16 protein-coding genes and 1 pseudogene are annotated in these 20,121 nt (G+C 60.0%); 8 read left to right on the top strand and 9 right to left on the bottom strand.

What is annotated here, in order from left to right; translation table 11 throughout:
• Positions 1-42 precede the first annotated feature (42 nt).
• On the top strand, positions 43-861 hold the full coding sequence (locus F8N43_RS00315) for a pyruvate, water dikinase regulatory protein (protein ID WP_008027418.1): 819 nt from the start codon (positions 43-45) through the stop codon (positions 859-861).
• Between the two features lie 120 nt (positions 862-981).
• On the opposite strand, the gene F8N43_RS00310 is transcribed toward F8N43_RS00315, so the two are convergent.
• Positions 982-2,391 (bottom strand): PLP-dependent aminotransferase family protein, encoded by a 1,410-nt coding sequence (locus tag F8N43_RS00310; protein ID WP_150653035.1) that lies wholly within the window; start codon positions 2,389-2,391, stop codon positions 982-984.
• A gap of 137 nt (positions 2,392-2,528) precedes the next feature.
• On the opposite strand from F8N43_RS00310, the gene F8N43_RS00305 reads away from it, so the two are divergent.
• Positions 2,529-3,416 (top strand): DMT family transporter, encoded by an 888-nt coding sequence (locus tag F8N43_RS00305; protein WP_191630112.1) that lies wholly within the window; start codon positions 2,529-2,531, stop codon positions 3,414-3,416.
• Positions 3,417-3,527: 111 nt separating this feature from the next.
• Here F8N43_RS00305 and prpD read toward each other — a convergent pair whose 3' ends face one another.
• From prpD to F8N43_RS00270, 6 genes are all read right to left on the bottom strand, one after another.
• Positions 3,528-5,012, bottom strand: a complete 1,485-nt coding sequence (prpD, locus tag F8N43_RS00300; protein WP_150653033.1) for a 2-methylcitrate dehydratase — start codon at positions 5,010-5,012, stop codon at positions 3,528-3,530.
• 213 nt (positions 5,013-5,225) lie between these two features.
• Positions 5,226-6,416, bottom strand: a complete 1,191-nt coding sequence (prpF, locus tag F8N43_RS00295) for a 2-methylaconitate cis-trans isomerase PrpF (RefSeq protein WP_150633984.1) — start codon at positions 6,414-6,416, stop codon at positions 5,226-5,228.
• A 56-nt stretch (positions 6,417-6,472) separates the two neighbouring features.
• The gene (gene acnD / locus F8N43_RS00290) at positions 6,473-9,070 is read right to left on the bottom strand and encodes a Fe/S-dependent 2-methylisocitrate dehydratase AcnD (RefSeq protein WP_150637859.1); all 2,598 of its coding nucleotides are present in this window, start codon (positions 9,068-9,070) and stop codon (positions 6,473-6,475) included.
• 203 nt (positions 9,071-9,273) lie between these two features.
• Positions 9,274-10,401, bottom strand: a complete 1,128-nt coding sequence (prpC, locus tag F8N43_RS00280) for a 2-methylcitrate synthase (RefSeq protein WP_150633982.1) — start codon at positions 10,399-10,401, stop codon at positions 9,274-9,276.
• A gap of 40 nt (positions 10,402-10,441) precedes the next feature.
• Positions 10,442-11,332, bottom strand: coding sequence for a methylisocitrate lyase (prpB, locus tag F8N43_RS00275; protein ID WP_150633981.1), 891 nt, complete (start codon positions 11,330-11,332; stop codon positions 10,442-10,444).
• Positions 11,329-12,051, bottom strand: coding sequence for a GntR family transcriptional regulator (locus tag F8N43_RS00270; protein ID WP_150633980.1), 723 nt, complete (start codon positions 12,049-12,051; stop codon positions 11,329-11,331). The genes prpB and F8N43_RS00270 overlap by 4 nt, the downstream gene beginning before the upstream one ends.
• Before the next feature lie 299 nt (positions 12,052-12,350).
• On the opposite strand from F8N43_RS00270, the gene F8N43_RS00265 reads away from it, so the two are divergent.
• The 4 genes from F8N43_RS00265 (at position 12,351) to pabB (ending at position 16,966) form a co-directional block, all read left to right on the top strand.
• On the top strand, positions 12,351-12,887 hold the full coding sequence (locus tag F8N43_RS00265) for an ATP-dependent zinc protease (protein ID WP_150633979.1): 537 nt from the start codon (positions 12,351-12,353) through the stop codon (positions 12,885-12,887).
• Positions 12,888-12,892: 5 nt separating this feature from the next.
• A complete protein-coding gene (locus tag F8N43_RS00260) occupies positions 12,893-14,428 on the top strand; it encodes an inactive transglutaminase family protein (RefSeq protein ID WP_150633978.1) in 1,536 nt (511 codons plus the stop codon).
• Entirely contained in the window at positions 14,428-15,414 is a 987-nt protein-coding gene (locus F8N43_RS00255; protein WP_150637857.1) for an alpha-L-glutamate ligase-like protein, read from the top strand. The genes F8N43_RS00260 and F8N43_RS00255 overlap by 1 nt, the downstream gene beginning before the upstream one ends.
• Before the next feature lie 214 nt (positions 15,415-15,628).
• Positions 15,629-16,966 carry an aminodeoxychorismate synthase component I gene (gene pabB, locus F8N43_RS00250; RefSeq protein ID WP_150653032.1) on the top strand — a complete coding sequence of 446 codons (1,338 nt, stop codon included), beginning with the start codon at positions 15,629-15,631 and terminating at the stop codon, positions 16,964-16,966.
• Between the two features lie 111 nt (positions 16,967-17,077).
• On the opposite strand, the gene thrH is transcribed toward pabB, so the two are convergent.
• Complete coding sequence (gene thrH / locus F8N43_RS00245) at positions 17,078-17,695, bottom strand: bifunctional phosphoserine phosphatase/homoserine phosphotransferase ThrH (RefSeq protein ID WP_150633975.1); 618 nt, start codon at positions 17,693-17,695, stop codon at positions 17,078-17,080.
• Between the two features lie 173 nt (positions 17,696-17,868).
• Between thrH and F8N43_RS00240 the strand changes: the two genes are divergently transcribed.
• The gene (locus tag F8N43_RS00240; RefSeq protein ID WP_008042297.1) at positions 17,869-18,609 is read left to right on the top strand and encodes a phosphoadenylyl-sulfate reductase; all 741 of its coding nucleotides are present in this window, start codon (positions 17,869-17,871) and stop codon (positions 18,607-18,609) included.
• Positions 18,610-18,870: 261 nt separating this feature from the next.
• Positions 18,871-18,993 (top strand): annotated as a pseudogene (locus F8N43_RS29405) (hypothetical protein); the annotation flags it as partial.
• A 145-nt stretch (positions 18,994-19,138) separates the two neighbouring features.
• Here F8N43_RS29405 and F8N43_RS00235 read toward each other — a convergent pair.
• On the bottom strand, positions 19,139-20,062 hold the full coding sequence (locus F8N43_RS00235; protein WP_150633974.1) for a LysR family transcriptional regulator: 924 nt from the start codon (positions 20,060-20,062) through the stop codon (positions 19,139-19,141).
• Positions 20,063-20,121 lie beyond the last annotated feature (59 nt).

Raw genomic sequence — 20,121 nt, 5'->3', positions numbered from 1 at the left:
TCATATCCAAGAATGAACATTAGCTTAAGGCCCAAGGTGCAAATGAAACGATCTGCTTTCTTCATCTCCGATGGCACCGGCATCACAGCCGAAACCCTGGGTCAAAGCCTCCTGGCGCAGTTCGAAAACATTACCTTCAGCAAATTCACGCGGCCGTACATCGACAACGTGGATAAAGCGCGGGCCATGGTACAACAAATCAACAAGGCCGCCGAAACCGACGGCTTCCGGCCAATCATCTTCGACACCATCGTCAATCAGGACATTCGTGAGATCCTCGCAACGTCCAATGGTTTCATGATCGACATTTTCTCGACTTTCCTGGCACCCCTTGAACAGGAACTGACCGAGCATTCTTCCTATACCGTCGGCAAGTCTCACTCGATCGGCGGCAACTCCAACTACATGGAGCGCATCGAGGCGGTGAACTTCGCCCTCGACAACGACGACGGTGCGCGCACGCATTATTACGACAAGGCCGACCTCATCCTAGTGGGGGTGTCGCGTTGTGGTAAGACACCGACGTGCCTGTACATGGCCATGCAATTCGGCATCCGCGCGGCCAACTACCCGCTGACCGAAGACGACATGGAACGTCTGACCCTGCCAAACGCCCTGCGCGCGCACCAGCACAAACTGTTCGGCCTGACCATCGACCCGGACCGCCTCACCGCGATCCGCAACGAGCGCAAACCCAACAGCCGCTATTCGAGCTACGCACAGTGCGAGTTTGAAGTGCGCGAGGTGGAGAATCTGTTCCGCCGCGAGAACATTGCGCACATCAACTCCACGCATTTTTCGGTGGAAGAGATTTCGGCGAAGATCCTCGTGGAGAAAGGGGTGGAGCGGCGGTTCAAGTAAATCTTTAGCGCCTGTCCGGCCGCCTTCGCGGGCAAGCCCGCTCCCACAGTGATCTTCAGTGGACACAAGATTTGTGCACGACAGAAGTCCCTGTGGAGCAGGCTTGCCCGCGAAGAACGATTACGCGGTCTCGGCTAATGCCTCAACCAGTGCCTCAAACCCTCGAATCAATAACCGATCATTCCCCGCCGAATTACACACACTCGCCCGAATGAACTGCGGCACCGTCCCATGCCCAACCGCAAACGCCTCGGCGGTGGCGACCAGGTAATTGTTCTCTTTGAGCTCCGCCGCAATCTGCGAAGCCCGCCACGGCTCGGGCACTTCGATCCAGAAGTGCGGGCTATCGGGATGGGTTTTGTACGCCAATCCCTCCAACGCTCCGCAGACCAGGGCCTTGCGCCGGCCGATCTCGGTTATCTGCCGAGCCAGCAACTGCGCCGCATTACCGTTTTCGATCCAAAGGCTCGCCACCTCCAGCGCCAACGGGCTGGCCATCCAGCACGTTCCGCGTACTGCGGCGCTCAAGCGCCCGATCAACGGTTGCGGCGCATGCAGGTAACCGACGCGCAAACCCGCCGAAACCGCTTTGCTCAGACTGCCGATCAACACCGAGCGCTCCGCAGCGAAATAACTCAAGGGTAACGGCCGCTGCTGAGCCAACACCGCGTGGGCTTCATCCTCGAAGATCAGCAGGTTGTGCTGCCGACAGACCTCAGCAATCGCCTGACGCCGTGAGACGGACATCACCGCTGCCGTAGGATTCTGGATCGTCGGTGTGCAGTACAGCGCCGACACACGATGATTGCGGCAAACGTCCTCCAGCGCATCCGGCATCAGCCCTTCGTCATCCATCGCGACGCCGATCAGTTTGATCCCAAGCATGCGCGCGACGCTGATCAACCCCGGGTAAGTCAGGTGCTCTGTGACCACGGTATCGCCCGCCTTGAGCAGCCCCATCAAGGCACACAACAGACCGTGCTGACCACCGTTCACGCACACGATCTGCTCGGCGTCCGGCACAAATTGCTGGTGCCGTAACCAGTGGGCACCCGCCGCACGATAGCGTTGCAAGCCCACATCGGCGGTGTAGCCGCTGATGTGCTGCAAGGCTTCGGGATCGAGGGCGAGCGCCTGCAGGCTCTGACTCAAAAACAGCGCTTCCTGCCCCGGAATCGGCTGATTGCGGCTCATGTCGAAAAAAACCTGCGACTCATCGCTGACATTGCGAAAGCCACCATCTCGCGGACGTTCCATCCCGCGCTGACGCACATAAGTGCCATCTCCTACACGAGCGACCACCCTTCCCACACGTTCGAGCTCGCCGTAAGCACGGCTGACGGTGCCGATGGTCACGCCGAGGCTGTCGGCCAGGAGCCGATGAGGCGGCAGTTTGCAGCCAGGTTCGATCACGCCTTCCTCGAGCGCTTTTTCTACGGCGTCCGCCAGGCGCTTGTACTTCACACCCAGTCCATTGACGAGCCCGTCGCGCAGGATTGACACCATGGCAATACTTACTTTGACAGTCATTTGCGTCCCGAATAGCGTGCTTTAAACAGATTCAATCAGGGATAGACCTTTTGCAGTTACAGGTCAATTGCGACGACAACAGGAACTCGACCATGCCCATCGCCCTCACTGCTCCATCAAGCCGCGAAAAAACCTGGCTGACCCCGCTGGTCACCAGCGTGTTGTTTCTGATCGTTTGCCTGAGTTGGGGCACAACGTGGCTCGGGATCAAAATTGCCGTTGAAACCGTGCCGCCGCTGACCGCCGCCGGCCTGCGTTTCCTGATCGCCTTTCCGCTGTTCCTGAGCTTCGCCTTGATACGTCGCGAGCCGCTGCTGTTCCCACGGGAAAGCCGCTGGTTTTTCCTGTTCGTCACGCTGTCGTATTTCAGCCTGCCGTATTACCTGCTCAACTACGGCGAGATGCACGTTTCATCCGGTCTCACCGCCCTGCTGTTCAGTTGCATGCCCGTGTTCATCCTGCTGTTTTCCGCGCTGTTTCTGCGGGAAAAAATCTACCCGTCACAAGTGCTCGGCATCGCCATCGGCTTCGGCAGTCTGTTCATGATTATCCGTAGCCAGGGCTTGCATCTGGACCATGCCGAACTGTTTGGGGTGCTGGCGATTCTCTGCGCGGCGGTGATGCATGCCTTGTGTTACGTGGTGACTAAAAAGCATGGCAGTGCTATCAGCGTGATCACCTACAACACGCTACCGATCGGCATCGCCGGTGTGATGCTGTTTGTCGCGGGGCTGAATGTCGAAGCGCCAGCGTTCAGTGCGATCAGCCTGCGCTCCTGGGGCGCCCTGCTTTACCTGGGGCTGGTGGCGTCAGTGGGCGGGTTTATCGTTTATTTTTTGCTGCTCAAACGCTTGAGCCCGATCATTTTGTCGTTTGTGTTCATCATTTTTCCGGTGTTCGCGGTGGTAATCGGCGCGTGGTACGAAGGACAAAGTCTTTCGCGCGAGCTGATGATCTATTCGGCGATCCTGTTGACCGGGTTTGCGATCACCAAATTGCCGGTCGAAAAATGGTTGAGGGGCTAACACCTCACCAGCAGGAGCCGGCTTGCTGGCAAAACAAGCGCTGCGGTGTTTCAGATACACCGCGTAACGGCTATCGCCAGCAAGCCGGCTCCTACGGGTGTGCTGGGTTCGTCAGATCACGAACAGGTCCATGAAGCGGTTGACCGGCGTTGCCTCAAGCGCTGCCTGATCCTTGCACAAGGCAAAGATCTCGGCAGTGCGCTGGGCGGTGAAGCGTGTCGCCAGATTGGCTTTGAACTTGTCTTCCAACAGCGGGATGCCGTCGGTACGGCGACGACGATGACCGATCGGGTATTCCACCACCACGTTCTCGGTGCTGGAGCCGTCCTTGAAAAACACCTGAATCGCATTGGCAATGGAACGCTTGTCAGCCTCCAGGTATTCGCGGGTGAAGCGCGGATCTTCGACGATGACCATTTTCTCGCGCAGCACATCGATGACCGGATGCGCGGCGTGGAACGCGTCTTCGTATTGCTCGGCCACCAGATTGCCGAACGCCAGCGGCACGGCGGTCATGTATTGGAGGCAATGATCGCGGTCCGCCGCATTGGCCAGAGGGCCGACCTTGGAGATGATGCGGATCGCCGACTCGTGGGTGGTGATGATGATTTTGTCGATGTCATGCAAGCGGTTTCTGACTTGCGGGTGCAAGGTGACGGCAGCTTCGCAGGCGGTTTGTGCGTGGAATTCGGCCGGAAAACTGATCTTGAACAGCACATTCTCCATCACGTAGCTGCCGTACGGACGGGAGAAACTGAAGACACGTTTGCCTTCTGGCTTGAGCGCCAGATCACTGTTGCTGTGGCTGAACAATACGTCGTAGAACCCCCACTGCCTGGCGGTCAGCACGCCGGGGATGCCCATCTCGCCACGCATCGCCATGTCGGCCAGACGCACACCTCGACTGGAGGCATCGCCCGCCGCCCAGGACTTGCGTGAACCGGCATTCGGCGCATGCCGATAGGTGCGCAATGCTTGCCCGTCGGCGAAAGCATGGGACAACGCCGACAGCAACTGCTCGCGATTGGCGCCCATGAGTTTGGCGGTGACAGCAGTCGAAGCGACTTTCACCAGAATGACGTGATCAAGACCTACGCGGTTGAAGGAGTTTTCCAGTGCGATCACGCCTTGAATCTCGTGAGCCATGATCATCGCTTCGAGTACGGCGCGCACGGTCAGCGGCGCGTCGCCATTGGCCAGGCGCTTCTGCGACAGATGATCGGCCACCGAGAGAATGCCGCCGAGGTTATCCGATGGATGCCCCCATTCGGCGGCGAGCCAGGTGTCGTTGTAGTCGAGCCAACGCACGATGCAACCGATGTCCCAGGCCGCTTTCACCGGATCCAGCCGGTAGCTGGTACCCGGCACGCGGGCGCCAAACGGGACGACGGTGCCTTCGACGATCGGGCCCAGGTGCTTGGTGCATTCGGGGAAGCGCAGGGCCAGGAGGCCGCAACCCAAAGTGTCCATCAGACAGTTGCGGGCGGTATCAAATGCTTCTCTGGATTCGATTTTGAAGTTCAGGACGTAATCGGCAATGTCCTGCAGGACCGTGTCGTAGTCGGGGCGGTTGTTCTGGTCGACGTTGGTGCTCATGTTCGATTCACTCGGTTAGTGCTTCGTTGATGGGACCTCGGTTCAGGGCTCAATCTCAGTGGGTGGCGCCGTTCTTATTATTGAAATGCAATCAACTGTGGGAGCGGGCTTGCCCGCGATGGCGGTGTATCAGCAACATAGATGTTGAATGTTATGGCCTCATCGCGGGCAAGCCCGCTCCCACAAGGTTTTGTGTTTATCTCTGGATCGGGGTTAGAAGGAATCCCCCGGCACACGGACGAAACCTTCCATCAACACCCGCGCACTGCGGCTCATGATGGCTTTCTTCACGGTCCACTCGCCGTTCACCTGGCTGGCTTGCGCCCCCACGCGCAAGGTGCCGGACGGGTGGCCGAAGCGCACGGCGTTGCGTTCGATACCGCCCGCCGCGAGGTTGACCAGAGTGCCCGAAATCGCCGCCGCCGTACCGATGGCCACCGCAGCGGTGCCCATCATGGCGTGGTGCAATTTGCCCATCGACAATGCACGCACCAACAGGTCGACATCACCCGCCGCAATTGCTTTACCACTGGAAGAAACGTACGCCGCAGGCTTGGCCACGAAGGCCACTTTCGGCGTGTGCTGACGCTTGGCGGCTTCATCCAGAGTCGAAATCAGCCCCATGCGCAACGCGCCATAGGCCCGAATGTTTTCGAACATCGCCAGTGCTTTCGGATCGCCGTTGATAGCGCCCTGCAACTCGGTGCCGGTGTAACCGATGTCTTCGGCATTGACAAAAATAGTCGGAATGCCCGCATTGATCATGGTCGCCTTGAACGTCCCGACGCCGGGCACTTCGAGGTCGTCCACCAGGTTGCCGGTAGGGAACATCGAACCGCCACCGCCCTCCTCTTCCGCCGCCGGGTCCATGAATTCAACCTGTACTTCGGCTGCCGGAAAGGTCACGCCGTCGAGTTCGAAATCACCGGTTTCCTGCACTTCACCGTTGGTGATCGGCACGTGGGCGATGATGGTCTTGCCGATGTTGGCCTGCCACACGCGCACCACCGCCACACCGTTGTGCGGAATGCGGCTGGCGTCCACCAGGCCGTTGCTGATGGCGAACGAACCGACCGCCGCCGACAGGTTGCCGCAGTTGCCGCTCCAGTCCACGAATGGCTTGTCGATGGAGACCTGACCGAACAGGTAATCGACGTCGTGATCAGCCTTGATGCTTTTCGACAGGATCACGGTTTTGCTGGTGCTGGACGTCGCGCCGCCCATGCCGTCGATTTGCTTGTCGTACGGGTCGGGGCTGCCGATCACCCGCAGCAACAACGCGTCGCGCGCCGGGCCGGGAATCTGTGCCGTTTCGGGCAGATCTTTGAGGCTGAAAAACACGCCTTTGCTGGTGCCGCCGCGCATGTAGGTGGCGGGGATTTTGATTTGAGGTGCGTGAGCCATGGGTGCTCCTTCAAGACAGACGCGGGACTTGAAGTCCCGCGTCCGCACAACTTGATTTAGACGGCGACCGCCGATTCTTCGAGGAAGTCCTGCGCGAAGCGTTGCAGCACGCCGCCGGCCTCGTAGATCGACACTTCTTCGGCGGTATCGAGGCGGCAGGTCACCGGCACTTCGACGCGCTCACCGTTTTTGCGATTGATCACCAGCGTCAGCTCGGCGCGCGGCGTGCGCTCGCCAATCACGTCGTAGGTTTCACTGCCGTCGATGGCGAGCGTGTGGCGATTGGTGCCCGGCTTGAACTCCAGCGGCAACACGCCCATGCCCACCAGGTTGGTGCGGTGGATGCGCTCGAACCCTTCGGCGGCAATCGCTTCCACGCCCGCCAGACGCACGCCCTTCGCCGCCCAGTCCCGGGATGAACCCTGACCGTAGTCGGCGCCGGCGATGATGATCAACGGCTGCTTGCGTTCCATGTAGGTTTCGATGGCTTCCCACATGCGCATCACTTTGCCTTCAGGCTCGACACGGGCCAGCGAGCCCTGCTTGACCTTGCCGTTTTCCAGGACCATTTCGTTGAACAGTTTCGGGTTGGCGAAGGTGGCGCGTTGCGCGGTCAGGTGGTCACCACGGTGCGTGGCGTAGGAGTTGAAGTCCTCCTCCGGCAGGCCCATTTTCGCCAGGTATTCGCCGGCGGCGCTGTCGAGCATGATCGCGTTCGACGGCGACAGGTGATCGGTGGTGATGTTGTCCGGCAGCACCGCCAGCGGACGCATGCCTTTGAGCGGACGCGCACCGGCCAACGCGCCTTCCCAGTACGGCGGACGGCGGATGTAGGTGCTCATCTCGCGCCAGTCGTACAGCGGCGTAACCTTCGGGCCGGTGTCTTCGTGGATGGCGAACATCGGGATGTAGACCTGACGGAACTGCTCCGGTTTGACCGAAGTTTTCACCACGGCGTCGATCTCTTCGTCGCTCGGCCAGATGTCCTTCAGACGGATTTCCTTGCCGTTTGCGTCCAGCCCCAGCACATCTTTTTCGATGTCGAAACGGATGGTGCCGGCGATGGCGTAAGCCACCACCAATGGCGGCGAAGCGAGGAATGCATTCTTGGCGTACGGGTGAATCCGCCCGTCGAAGTTGCGGTTGCCCGAGAGCACCGCGGTGGCGTACAGGTCGCGGTCGATGATTTCTTGCTGGATCACCGGGTCCAGCGCACCGGACATGCCGTTGCAGGTGGTGCACGCGAAAGCCACGACGCCGAAACCGAGTTGTTCCAGTTCGGTGGTCAGGCCGGCTTCGTCCAGGTACAGCGCCACGGTTTTCGAACCCGGTGCCAGGGACGATTTGACCCACGGCTTGCGGGTCAACCCGAGCTTGTTGGCGTTGCGCGCCAGCAGGCCCGCCGCGATGACGTTGCGCGGGTTGCTGGTGTTGGTGCAACTGGTGATGGCGGCGATGATGACCGCGCCGTCCGGCATCTGGCCGGGCACGTCGTCCCATTGGCCGGAGATGCCTTGCGCGGCCAGGTCAGAGGTTGCCACGCGAGCGTGCGGGTTGCTCGGGCCAGCCATGTTGCGCACCACCGAGGACAGGTTGAAGGTCAAGCCGCGCTCGTATTGCGCGCCCTTCAGGCTGTCGGCCCACAGGCCTGTGGTCTTGGCGTAGTGCTCGACCAGTTGCACCTGCTCGTCTTCACGGCCGGTGAGTTTGAGGTAGTCGATGGTCTGCTGGTCGATGTAGAACATCGCCGCGGTGGCGCCGTATTCCGGGGCCATGTTGGAAATGGTTGCGCGGTCGCCGAGGGTCAGCGCGGAAGCGCCTTCGCCGAAGAACTCCAGCCACGCGCCAACGACTTTTTGCTTGCGCAGGAACTCGGTCAGCGCCAGCACCATGTCGGTGGCGGTGATGCCCGGTTGCAGCTTGCCGGTCAGTTCGACGCCGACGCTTTCCGGCAGACGCATCCACGAGGCGCGGCCGAGCATCACGCTTTCCGCTTCCAGGCCACCGACGCCGATGGCGATCACGCCCAGCGCATCGACGTGCGGGGTGTGGCTGTCGGTGCCGACGCAGGTATCGGGGAACGCCACGCCGTCGCGCACTTGGATCACCGGAGACATTTTCTCCAGGTTGATCTGGTGCATGATCCCGTTGCCCGGTGGAATCACGTCAACATTCTTGAAGGCTTTTTTGGTCCAGTTGATGAAGTGGAAACGGTCTTCGTTGCGACGGTCTTCGATGGCGCGGTTCTTCTCGAACGCATCCGGATCGAAGCCACCGCGCTCGACGGCCAACGAGTGATCGACGATCAGTTGCGTCGGCACCACCGGGTTCACTTGCGCCGGGTCGCCACCTTGCAGGGCGATGGCGTCACGCAGGCCGGCGAGGTCGACCAGCGCGGTCTGGCCGAGAATGTCGTGGCAGACCACACGGGCCGGGAACCATGGGAAGTCGAGGTCGCGTTTGCGCTCGATGAATTGCTTCAGGGATTCGGTGAGCGTGGCCGGGTCGCAGCGACGCACCAGGTTTTCCGCCAGCACGCGAGAGGTGTACGGCAGGGTGTCGTAGGCGCCGGGCTGGATGGCTTCGACCGCCGCACGGACGTCGAAATAATCCAGATGGCTGCCGGGCAGCGGTTTACGGAATTCAGTGTTCATCGGTCAGGACTCGGTCACGGTGATTTCAAAGGGTGGGGCCTGGTATCGGATCGGAAATCAACACAACCCCTGTGGGAGCGGGCTTGCCCGCGATTGCGGTGGGTCAGGCGACGTTTATGTCGAATGTGACTCCATCATCGCGGGCAAGCCCGCTCCCACAGGGATTTGCGTAATGTTCAAATCCCTGCGCAAGCCTCCACCATTCAGCGTTGTTCGATTGGCACGAACTTGCGCTGTTCGACGCCGACATACTCGGCGCTCGGGCGGATGATGCGGTTGTTGGCACGTTGTTCGAACACATGCGCTGCCCAGCCGGTCAGGCGCGAGCAGACAAAGATCGGCGTGAACAACTTGGTCGGAATCCCCATGAAGTGGTACGTCGACGCATGGTAGAAGTCAGCGTTCGGGAACAGTTTCTTCTGTTCCCACATGGTGGCGTCGATGGCTTCGGACACCGGGAACAACACCGTGTCGCCCACTTCGTCAGCGAGTTTTTTCGACCAGCCCTTGATCACCTCGTTACGCGGATCGTTGTCCTTATAGATCGCGTGGCCGAAGCCCATGATCTTGTCCTTGCGCGCCAGCATGCCGAGGGTGCCCTCGACCGCCTCTTGCGGCGAGCTAAAGCGCTCGATCATTTCCATCGCCGCTTCGTTGGCGCCGCCGTGCAGCGGACCGCGCAAAGAACCGATAGCCGCCGTGATACAGGAGAACAGGTCGGACAAGGTCGATGCACACACCCGGGCGGTGAAGGTCGAAGCGTTGAACTCGTGTTCCGCGTAGAGGATCAGCGAAACGTTCATCACCTTGACGTGCAATTCGCTCGGCTTCTTGTCGTGCAGCAGGTGCAGGAAGTGGCCGCCAATGGATTGCTCGTCGCTCACACAGCTGATGCGTTTGCCATCGTGGCTGAAGCGATACCAGTAAGTCATGATCGCCGGGAACGCAGCCAGCAGGCGGTCGGTTTTGTCGTGTTGCTCGGAGAAGTCGTTCTCCGGTTCGAGATTGCCCAGGAACGAGCAACCGGTGCGCATCACGTCCATCGGGTGGGCGTCGGCGGGGATGCGTTCCAGCACCTCTTTCAGCGCTTGCGGCAGGTCGCGCAGCTTGCCCAGTTTGCTGATGTAGGCGTCGAGTTGCGCCTGGGTCGGCAGTTCGCCGTACAGCAGCAGGTAGGCCACTTCTTCGAACTGGGCGTCAGCCGCCAGTTCGCGAACGTCGTAGCCGCGATAGGTCAGGCCTGCGCCCGACTGACCCACGGTGGACAGTGCGGTTTGCCCGGCAACCTGGCCACGGAGCCCGGCGCCACTGAGTACTTTTGCTTCGGCCATTGCTGCCTCCAATTTTGAATTTATTAGGGAGTTGCGCGACTTATTTCTTCGCAGCGAACAACGCATCGAGCTTCTGCTCGAACGTGTGGTAATCGATACGATCGTAAAGCTCCATGCGCGTCTGCATGGTGTCGATCACGTTCTGTTGCGTGCCGTCGCGACGGATTGCGGTGTAGACGTTTTCTGCGGCCTTGTTCATCGCGCGGAAGGCGGACAATGGGTACAGCACCAGCGACACATCGGCACCGGCGAGTTGTTCGGTGGTGTACAGCGGCGTCGCGCCGAACTCGGTGATGTTGGCCAGGATCGGCGCTTTCACGCGGCTGGCGAACAGCTTGTACATCTCCAGTTCGGTGATGGCTTCCGGGAAGATCATGTCGGCACCGGCCTCGATGCACGCCGCCGCGCGCTCCAGTGCGGACTCCAGACCTTCAACCGCCAGGGCGTCGGTACGGGCCATGATCACGAAGCTGTCATCGGTGCGCGCATCAACTGCCGCCTTGATGCGGTCGACCATTTCCTGCAACGACACGATTTCTTTATTAGGACGATGACCGCAGCGTTTGGCGCCAACCTGGTCTTCGATGTGAATCGCCGCCGCGCCGAACTTGATCATCGACTTCACGGTGCGGGCGACATTGAACGCCGAGGAACCGAAACCGGTGTCCACGTCCACCAGCAGCGGCAGATCGCAGACGTCGGTGATGCGACGCACGTCAGTCAGCACATCGTCCAGGCCGGTGATGCCCAGATCCGGCACGCCGAGGGAGCCGGCAGCGACGCCGCCGCCCGACAGATAAATAGCCTTGAAACCGGCGCGCTTGGCCAGCAGCGCGTGGTTGGCGTTGATCGCGCCGACCACTTGCAGCGGATGTTCACTGGCGACCGCATCGCGGAAACGCTGGCCTGGAGTGCTCTTGTTGGAACTCATGACTCACCTCGTTCTGTGGCTGTCGGTTTAGCGCCGTCCTGGTAGTGACGGGCGATATTGCGTTTGGAGGCGCCGATGTGGCGGCGCATCAACAACTCGGCCAGTTCGCCGTCACGGTCGGCGATGGCATCGAGAATCCGGTGGTGCTCGGCAAAGGCCTGGCGCGGACGATTGGGCGTAGTGGAAAACTGGATGCGGTACATGCGCACCAGTTGATAAAGCTCGCCGCAAAGCATCTGCGTGAGGGTGCGATTGCCGCTGCCCTGAATGATTCGGTAATGGAAGTCGAAATCGCCTTCCTGCTGGTAGTAGCCGACACCGGCCTGAAACGCGGCGTCGCGCTCGTGGGTTTCAAGGACGTGGCGCAGTTCGTCGATTTCTTCGACGGTCATGCGTTCCGCCGCGAGACGGCAGGCCATGCCTTCGAGGGATTCGCGGATCTCGTAGAGTTCCAGCAGCTCGGCATGGCTCAGGGAAACCACCCGCGCCCCGACGTGCGGCACGCGAACCAGCAGGCGCTGGCCTTCCAGACGGTGGATCGCTTCGCGCAGCGGGCCGCGGCTGATGCCATAGGTGCGCGCCAGTTCCGGCTCGGAGATCTTGCTGCCCGGGGCGATCTCGCCCTTGACGATGGCCGCCTGAATGCGCCGGAAGACGTTCTCGGAAAGTGTTTCCGATTCGTCCGGGGCTATGACCGGGGGATCGAGTTGATCGAGCATATTGTCGACACCTTGAAAGCTGATGCGGCAAAAACTAGCGAATAACGACCTTCCAGTCAAAGGATAAATAGGTATTGTCGACAATCGTCTAATAACCGGTTGCACCACCACGATGCAGCCCCTCTGTTTATAGCCGCCTCCCGGCGCTGGCGCCATAAAGCCACCGTGCTAGAATGCCGCCCGCATTTGTTTGTGACATCTGCACTGCTTGTCATAAATAGCTGATAGGCATACGAGGGAGCTTGCGCAGCGATGCCAGGGCCTTGAATCGAAACACGGACCGCTGCGCACCAGGATTTATGAGACTCAAGCCCTTCCCCACCTTCCTTTATCTGCTTTGCCTGCCCGGTGTTGCCGCGGCGGGGGAAAAAACCGTGTACGGCCTCAACGAGTACGCCTCGCTGGACGGCATCAACCTGGAAGTCGCGGCCAAACTCGACACCGGGGCGAAAACCGCCTCCCTGAGTGCCCGCGACATCAAACGCTTCAAACGCAATGGCGAGTCCTGGGTACGCTTCTATCTGGCGATCGATGCGGCGCACACACACCCGATCGAACGACCATTGGCCCGCGTCAGCAAGATCAAGCGCCGTGCCGGCGACTACGATCCGGAAGAAGGCAAGAAGTACACCGCCCGTCCGGTGATCGAGCTGGATATCTGCATGGGGTCGGCATTACGCAGCATAGAAGTGAACCTTACCGACCGGAGCGCTTTCCAATACCCGCTCCTGATCGGCTCCGAAGCGCTGAAACGCTTTGATGCGCTGGTCGACCCCAGTCTTAAATACGCTGCTGGCAAACCCGCCTGCGCCACCGACGCTCATACCGCAGAGTAATTCCAATGCGCTCTCTTACCCTCCATCTGAAAATGCTGATCGCCATCCTGGTGGTCTTGGGCATTTCAGTTACGGCCTATCAGATTTTCGTGCTCGGCATTCCCGTGACCGAAGACGCCACCGACGACTTGTGGAACATCGACGCCAAAGTCGAGTTCGTCGCCAGTGCCAAAGACCCGGTCAAGATCCAGATGTTCGTGCCGCCACTGAGCCGCGATTACGTCAGCCTCAATGAGAGCTTCATCTCCAATAACTACGGCGTGGCCGTGAATCGCGTCGACGGTAACCGCAAGGTCACCTGGTCGGCGCGCCGGGCCAAGGGCAACCAGACCCTGTATTACCGCCTTGTGTTGACCAAGCGTTACACCGGCGAAAAATCCAAGGTCAAAGGCCCGACATTCCGCGACAGCATCGCTGTTGAAGGCGCAGAAAAAGTCGCAGCCGAAGCCTTGCTTGCGCCGATTCGCCAGCACTCGGCCGACGTTGAAACCTTCATTGGTGAAGCGATCAAGCGGGTCAACAACCTCAACGACGACAACGTGAAACTGTTGCTGGGCGGCGATCCGTCCAGCGGGCACAAGGCCAAGATCGTCGAATTGGTACTGTCCATCGCCCACGTGCCAGTGGAAAAAGTCCACACCATCCGTCTGGTCGCCGACCAGCCGCAAACCCCGGAACTCTGGCTGCGCAGCTTCAACGGCACCGACTGGCTGTACTTCAACCCGGAAACCGGCGAACAAGGCCTGCCGACCGACCGTTTGCTGTGGTGGACCGGCGACGAAAACCTGATCACCGTCGATGGCGGCAAGAAGGCCACCGTCACCTTCAGCATGAACAACAGCGAAATGAACGCCATTCGCCTGGCCAAGCTGACCGACGAAAACACCGACGCCAACTTCCTCGAATACTCGTTGTACGGCCTGCCGCTGCAAACCCAGCAGACCTTCATGATCATGGTGATGATCCCGATTGGCGTGCTGGTGATCCTGATCCTGCGCAACCTGATCGGCTTGCAGACCCTCGGCACCTTCACCCCGGTGCTGATCGCCCTGGCCTTCCGCGAAACCCAGCTCGGGTTCGGCATCATGCTGTTCACCATCATTACCGCGCTGGGGCTGTCGCTGCGCTCCTACCTGGAACACCTGAAGCTGCAAATGCTGCCGAGGTTGTCGGTGGTGCTGACGTTTGTGGTGGTGTTGATTGCCGCGATCAGCCTGTTCAGTCACAAGCTGGGCCTGGAACGCGGGTTGTCCGTGGCGCTGTTCCCGATGGTGATTCTGACCATGACCATCGAACGCCTGTCGATTACCTGGGAAGAACGCGGTTCCGGGCATGCCATGAAAGTGGCGATCGGCACCTTGTTCGCTGCCACCCTGGCACACCTGATCATGAGCGTGCCGGAGTTGGTGTACTTCGTGTTCACCTTCCCGGCGATCCTGTTGATTCTGGTGGGCTTCATGCTGGCCATGGGTCGCTATCGCGGCTACCGCCTGACCGAACTGGTGCGCTTCAAGGCTTTCCTGAAGAAGGCTGACGCCTGATGTTCGGCTTCTGGAAAACCTGGAAGGCCCTGGAAGCCCGGGGCATCATGGGGATCAATCGGCGTAACGCAGACTACGTGCTCAAGTACAACAAGCGCAGTCTGTACCCGATCGTCGATGACAAGATCATCACCAAGGAACGCGCGATCGCCGCCGGTATTCATGTGCCGGAACTGTACGGGGTGATTTCCACCGAGAAAGAAATCGACAAACTCGACGAGATCATCGGCGGTCGCAGCGACTTCGTGATCAAACCGGCCCAGGGCGCCGGTGGCGACGGCATCATTGTGATTGCCGACCGATTCGAGGGGCGCTATCGCACGGTGTCCGGCAAGATCATCAGTCACGAGGAAATCGAGCACCATGTCTCCAGCATCCTCACCGGCCTCTACTCCCTGGGCGGCCACCGTGACCGCGCACTGATAGAATACCGCGTGATCCCCGACCAGATCTTCAAGAGCATCAGCTACGAAGGCGTGCCGGACATTCGCATCATCGTGCTGATGGGCTATCCGGTGATGGCCATGCTGCGCTTGCCAACGCGCCAGTCCGGCGGCAAAGCCAACTTGCACCAGGGCGCCATCGGTGTCGGCGTCGACCTCGCCACCGGCCTGACTCTGCGCGGCACCTGGCTGAACAACATCATCACCAAACACCCGGACACCACTAACGCAGTAGACGGTGTGCAACTGCCCTACTGGGACGGTTTCATGAAACTCGCGGCCGGCTGTTATGAGCTGTGCGGACTGGGTTACATCGGTGTGGACATGGTGCTGGACCAGGAGAAAGGGCCGCTGATTCTCGAGCTGAATGCCCGGCCGGGGTTGAACATCCAGATCGCCAATGATTGCGGACTGACGTTGCGTACCCATGCGGTCGAGGCGCGGCTGGAGGAGTTGAAGGCGCGCGGGATTACCGAGACCGTCGAAGAACGCGTGGCGTTTGTGCAGGAGATGTTCGGGCATATTCCTGCGGTCGAGGGTTGATCCGGGACCGAGTTGCCCCCATCGCGAGCAAGCTCGCTCCCACAAGGATTGCGCTGAACCCGGTGGGAGCGAGCTTGCTCGCGATAACGGCCTGACAGGCACCACACCTCCCAATCTTGTCGCCCAATTGCCAATCCCCGACATCCCCTCTAGGAGCAATTCCCCGACGGGACTACAATCGCCACCCCGCCTCGATGGCTGATCTGCCCCGCCCATGTTGACCTGCTCCGTACACCCGCTGCCCTATCGCGCCAACCCCGCCGAGTACTTCGCGGCAATCCGTCATGCCCCCGGTGCCGTGCTGCTCGACAGTGGCCGACCAACGGCTGATCGCGGGCGTTATGACCTGCTCAGTGCCTGGCCACTGGAACAACTGGCGGTGATGCCTGACGAAAGCGGTGGCGATTTCCTTCAACGCCTTCGCGACAATCTGACACGACTCGGTGAGGCGGCGCTGCCACCTGATCTGCCCTTCGCCGGCGGCCTGATCGGCTACCTGAGCTACGACTTCGGCCGTCATCTGGAAGACCTGCCGAGCCAGGCACAGGACGATCTGCAATTGCCGGATGCGCGTTTCGGGCTCTACAACTGGGCGCTGATCAGCGATCACCAACGGATGACCAGCCAGCTGGTGTTCCACCCGTCGCTGAGCGACAGCGAACGTCAACGCCTGATCACGCTGTTCAGTCAGCCCGTGGCGGAAACGATCGAATCGTTCAAACTCAAGGCGCCGATGAACGCCGACCTGAGCGCTGATGACTATCGCCAGGCGATAGAACGTATCCAGCAATACATTCAGGCGGGCGACTGCTATCAGGTCAACTTTGCCCAGCGCTTCCGCGCCGAGTGCCAAGGGGATCCGTGGGTCGCGTACTGCGCGTTGCGCGCGGCGTGTCCGACACCATTCTCCGGTTTCCAGAGCCTGCCCGACGGTGGCGCAGTGCTGAGCCTGTCGCCAGAGCGTTTCGTCAAAGTCAGCGACCGCTATGTGGAAACCCGCCCGATAAAGGGCACTCGCCCCCGGGGCCAGAGCGCAGCCGAAGATGCGGCAAACGCCGCCGAACTGCTGGCCAGCCCCAAGGATCGCGCGGAAAACCTGATGATCGTCGACCTGCTGCGCAATGACCTCGGCCGTACGTGCCGCATCGGCTCGGTGCAGGTGCCGGAGTTGTTCAGTCTCGAAAGTTATCCGAACGTGCATCACTTGGTGAGCAGCGTGACCGGCGAACTGGCGGATGACCGCGATGCGCTGGATCTGATCGCTGGCAGCTTCCCCGGCGGATCGATTACCGGAGCGCCGAAGATTCGCGCGATGCAAATCATTGATGAGTTGGAGCCGACTCGGCGCGGATTGTATTGCGGTTCGTTGCTGTATCTGGATGTGCGTGGCGAGATGGACAGTTCAATCGCGATTCGCAGCTTGCTGGTGAAAGATGGGCAGGTGTGTTGCTGGGGCGGAGGCGGGATCGTGGCGGATTCGGAGTGGCAGGCCGAGTATCAGGAATCGATTACCAAGGTGAAAGTACTGCTCGACACCCTGCAAAACCTTTAACAGCATCGCGGGCAAGCCACGCGCCCACAGGTTTTGTGTTGATCGCACAATTGCGGGGCGACACAAAACCTGTGGGAGCGGGCTTGCCCGCGATGGCGTCCTTGAAAACGACTACAAACTCAACGCCCGATTCGAAGCCTTGATGAACTCCTGCTTCAAATCCTCAAACGTATGCACCGCCGGGAATTGCGGAAACTCGCGAATCACGTTGTCCGGCGCATGGAACAAAATCCCCGCATCCGCCTCGCCCAGCATTGTGGTGTCGTTGTAGGAATCCCCAGCCGCTATCACCCGATAGTAAAGACTCTTGAACGCCAGAACCGACTGACGCTTCGGATCCTTCTGACGCAGCTGGTAGCTCGTCACCCGCCCGGCATCGTCGGTAATCAATCGGTGGCAGAGCAAGGTCGGGAAGCCCAGCTGACGCATCAGCGGCTGGGAAAACTCGTAGAACGTGTCTGACAGAATCACCACCTGAAAGCGCTCACGCAGCCAGTTGACGAACTCGACGGCGCCGTCCAGCGGTTTCAGCGTGGCAATCACTTCCTGAATGTCGGTGAGCTTCAAGCCATGCTCATCGAGAATCCGCAGGCGCTGCTTCATCAGAACGTCGTAGTCGGGAATATCCCGAGTGGTCGCCCTGAGGGATTCGATCCCGGTTTTTTCGGCGAAGGCGATCCAGATTTCCGGGACCAGCACACCTTCCAGATCCAGACAGGCAATTTCCACAAGACACTCCCATTTGTATTGATTATTGAGTCGAGCGAGCAAAAGGACTGCCGAACTCTAGCGACTCGGGCTGACCTGCGCAACGCAGAGGGCGCGCCAGCGGCTGCAGGATTTTGTTACCATCAGGCCCATATAGAGCGCCCAGCGCCACCGACCTGTAGGAAGCCGCCCTGATGAGCCCATCGTTTGATGTCGTGGAACTCGCCACGACCTATGCCAACAAGTCCGCCCAGGACATCCTGAAACTCGCGTTCGCCGAGTTCGGCGATGACCTGTGGATATCTTTCAGCGGCGCCGAGGACGTGGTGCTGGTAGACATGGCCTGGAAGCTGAACAAGAACGTCAAAGTGTTCAGCCTCGATACCGGCCGTCTGCACCCCGAGACCTACCGCTTCATCGATCAGGTGCGCGAGCACTACAAGATCGACATCGAGCTGGTGTCGCCGGACTACACGAAACTTGAACCCTTCGTGAAGGAAAAAGGCCTGTTCAGCTTCTACAAGGACGGGCATGGCGAGTGCTGTGGCATCCGCAAGATCGAGCCGCTGCGTCGCAAGCTCTCGGGCGTGACTGCCTGGGCCACGGGCCAGCGTCGGGACCAGAGCCCTGGTACTCGCAGCGCCGTCGCCGTGCTGGAAATCGACACCGCGTTCTCCACCCCGGAACGCACCCTGTACAAATTCAATCCGCTGGCGCAGATGACCAGCGAAGAGATCTGGGGCTACATCCGCATGCTCGAGTTGCCGTACAACAGCCTGCATGAGCGCGGCTTCATCAGCATCGGCTGCGAGCCGTGCACCCGCCCGGTACTGCCGAACCAGCACGAGCGTGAAGGTCGCTGGTGGTGGGAAGAGGCGACGCAGAAAGAATGCGGGTTGCATGCGGGGAATATCATCAGTAAATCCAAGGCCTGATCTCGAGCCTTGTAAAATCCCCCTGTGGGAGCGGGCTTGCCCGCGATAGCGATCTTTCAGTCACATTGATGCTTAATGTGCCGACGCTATCGCGGGCAAGCCCGCTCCCACAGGGTCTATGACTGACCTCAAAATGTGTACACACGAATGTCACCATAGGTGCCATTTATGTGTGCACTTTTTTCTGCGCCCCAAATGGTTACATCCGCCCTTTCTGAATCACTCCGTAGCCCCTCCCCCGATATTCCCGCTGAAAAATAAATACCTGCATTGATCCGCGCCATTATCGCCATCGCCTGGTTCGGGATTCAGACGTACCTCGCCTCGGTTGTCTTTCGGGTGTTGCTGACGGCGGTTCATCAGAACATCGTTGGCTGGCCGGGGCGGTTTGGCAGGTAGACCGCGTTATCGTTCATTGCGGGCAGCCACGCTGCCACAGGTCCGGTGTCGTACACATCATATGGAACGACACGAAACCTGTGGGAGCCGGGCTTGCCCGCGATGGCGGCAACTCGGTCCCCAGTCAGACTCAAACCGCACTAAACCGCGCCCCCAAGCCCTGCTGCGCAAACTGCTCGATAATGAAGTCCACAAACGCCCGGGTCTTCCCCGGCAACAACTTGTGCTCCGCGTAATAGATAGAAATGTTGCCATCGTCCACATACCAGTCCGGCAACACCCGCTGCAACGTCCCCGCCTCCAGATAACCCGAAGCGAACGGCATGCTCACCAACGCAATCCCCAACCCCTGGACCGCCGTCGCACAAGCTGCTTCGGAATCGCTCATGGTCATCCGCGCCTTGAGCGTCAAAGGGCTGTGTTGCTGAGTGCGGCTGGTCAATTGCCAGGATCGTACACGCCCCGTCTGCGGCGACCTGATCAGAATCCCGTCATGATGCTTGAGATCATCCGGCTCGACGACCGCCTCACGCCCCGCCAGATATTCGGCTGAAGCCACCAGCACCCGATGTGCCGGCGTCAGCTTGCGCGCGACCACGCCCTGCGGTAGCTCGAATCCACCGCCAATCGCGGCATCGAACCCTTGGGCAATCAGATCGACCTGGCGGTTATCAAAATGCCAGTCCGGGTTGATTGCCGGAAACCGCCTTAGAAACTCGCCCAGCAACGGCACCACGTACAACCGCCCGAACACCGTACCCATGCTGACTTTCAGCGTTCCCGCCGGACGTCCCTCGGCGCTCGCGAGATTGGCCACGGCATTCTGAATCGTGTGCAGGCTGGAACTGACTTCGCCAAGAAACAGATGACCGGCCTCGGTCAGCGTCAGGCTCCGGGTGCTGCGCTGAAACAACCGCACACCGAGCCGCGCCTCAAGTTTTGCAACACTCTTGCCCACCGCTGCCGGGGTCAGGCTCAGTCGTCGCGCGGCTTCGGCAAAGCTGCCGACTTCGGCGCTGCGCACGAAGCACTCGATACTGCTGAAGGTTTCCATAAGCGCCACTATAAACTTCTGGTTTACACAGACTATCGCAATTACCGTCTACACAGACT

The organism is Pseudomonas fluorescens (assembly GCF_902498065.1).
Lineage (GTDB): Bacteria > Pseudomonadota > Gammaproteobacteria > Pseudomonadales > Pseudomonadaceae > Aquipseudomonas > Aquipseudomonas fluorescens_BJ.
This window is presented reverse-complemented; position numbering and strand designations above follow the sequence as displayed.

Excerpts from the sequence above, each read along its gene's own strand:
- F8N43_RS00315 (WP_008027418.1), top strand. The coding sequence starts at position 43 with ATGAAACGATCTGCTTTCTTCATCTCCGATGGCACCGGCATCACAGCC.
- F8N43_RS00310 (WP_150653035.1), bottom strand. The coding sequence starts at position 2,391 with ATGACTGTCAAAGTAAGTATTGCCATGGTGTCAATCCTGCGCGACGGG.
- prpD (WP_150653033.1), bottom strand. The coding sequence starts at position 5,012 with ATGAGCACCAACGTCGACCAGAACAACCGCCCCGACTACGACACGGTC.
- prpF (WP_150633984.1), bottom strand. The coding sequence starts at position 6,416 with ATGGCTCACGCACCTCAAATCAAAATCCCCGCCACCTACATGCGCGGC.
- acnD (WP_150637859.1), bottom strand. The coding sequence starts at position 9,070 with ATGAACACTGAATTCCGTAAACCGCTGCCCGGCAGCCATCTGGATTAT.
- prpC (WP_150633982.1), bottom strand. The coding sequence starts at position 10,401 with ATGGCCGAAGCAAAAGTACTCAGTGGCGCCGGGCTCCGTGGCCAGGTT.
- prpB (WP_150633981.1), bottom strand. The coding sequence starts at position 11,332 with ATGAGTTCCAACAAGAGCACTCCAGGCCAGCGTTTCCGCGATGCGGTC.
- F8N43_RS00270 (WP_150633980.1), bottom strand. The coding sequence starts at position 12,051 with ATGCTCGATCAACTCGATCCCCCGGTCATAGCCCCGGACGAATCGGAA.
- F8N43_RS00265 (WP_150633979.1), top strand. The coding sequence starts at position 12,351 with ATGAGACTCAAGCCCTTCCCCACCTTCCTTTATCTGCTTTGCCTGCCC.
- F8N43_RS00260 (WP_150633978.1), top strand. The coding sequence starts at position 12,893 with ATGCGCTCTCTTACCCTCCATCTGAAAATGCTGATCGCCATCCTGGTG.
- F8N43_RS00255 (WP_150637857.1), top strand. The coding sequence starts at position 14,428 with ATGTTCGGCTTCTGGAAAACCTGGAAGGCCCTGGAAGCCCGGGGCATC.
- pabB (WP_150653032.1), top strand. The coding sequence starts at position 15,629 with ATGTTGACCTGCTCCGTACACCCGCTGCCCTATCGCGCCAACCCCGCC.
- F8N43_RS00240 (WP_008042297.1), top strand. The coding sequence starts at position 17,869 with ATGAGCCCATCGTTTGATGTCGTGGAACTCGCCACGACCTATGCCAAC.
- F8N43_RS00235 (WP_150633974.1), bottom strand. The coding sequence starts at position 20,062 with ATGGAAACCTTCAGCAGTATCGAGTGCTTCGTGCGCAGCGCCGAAGTC.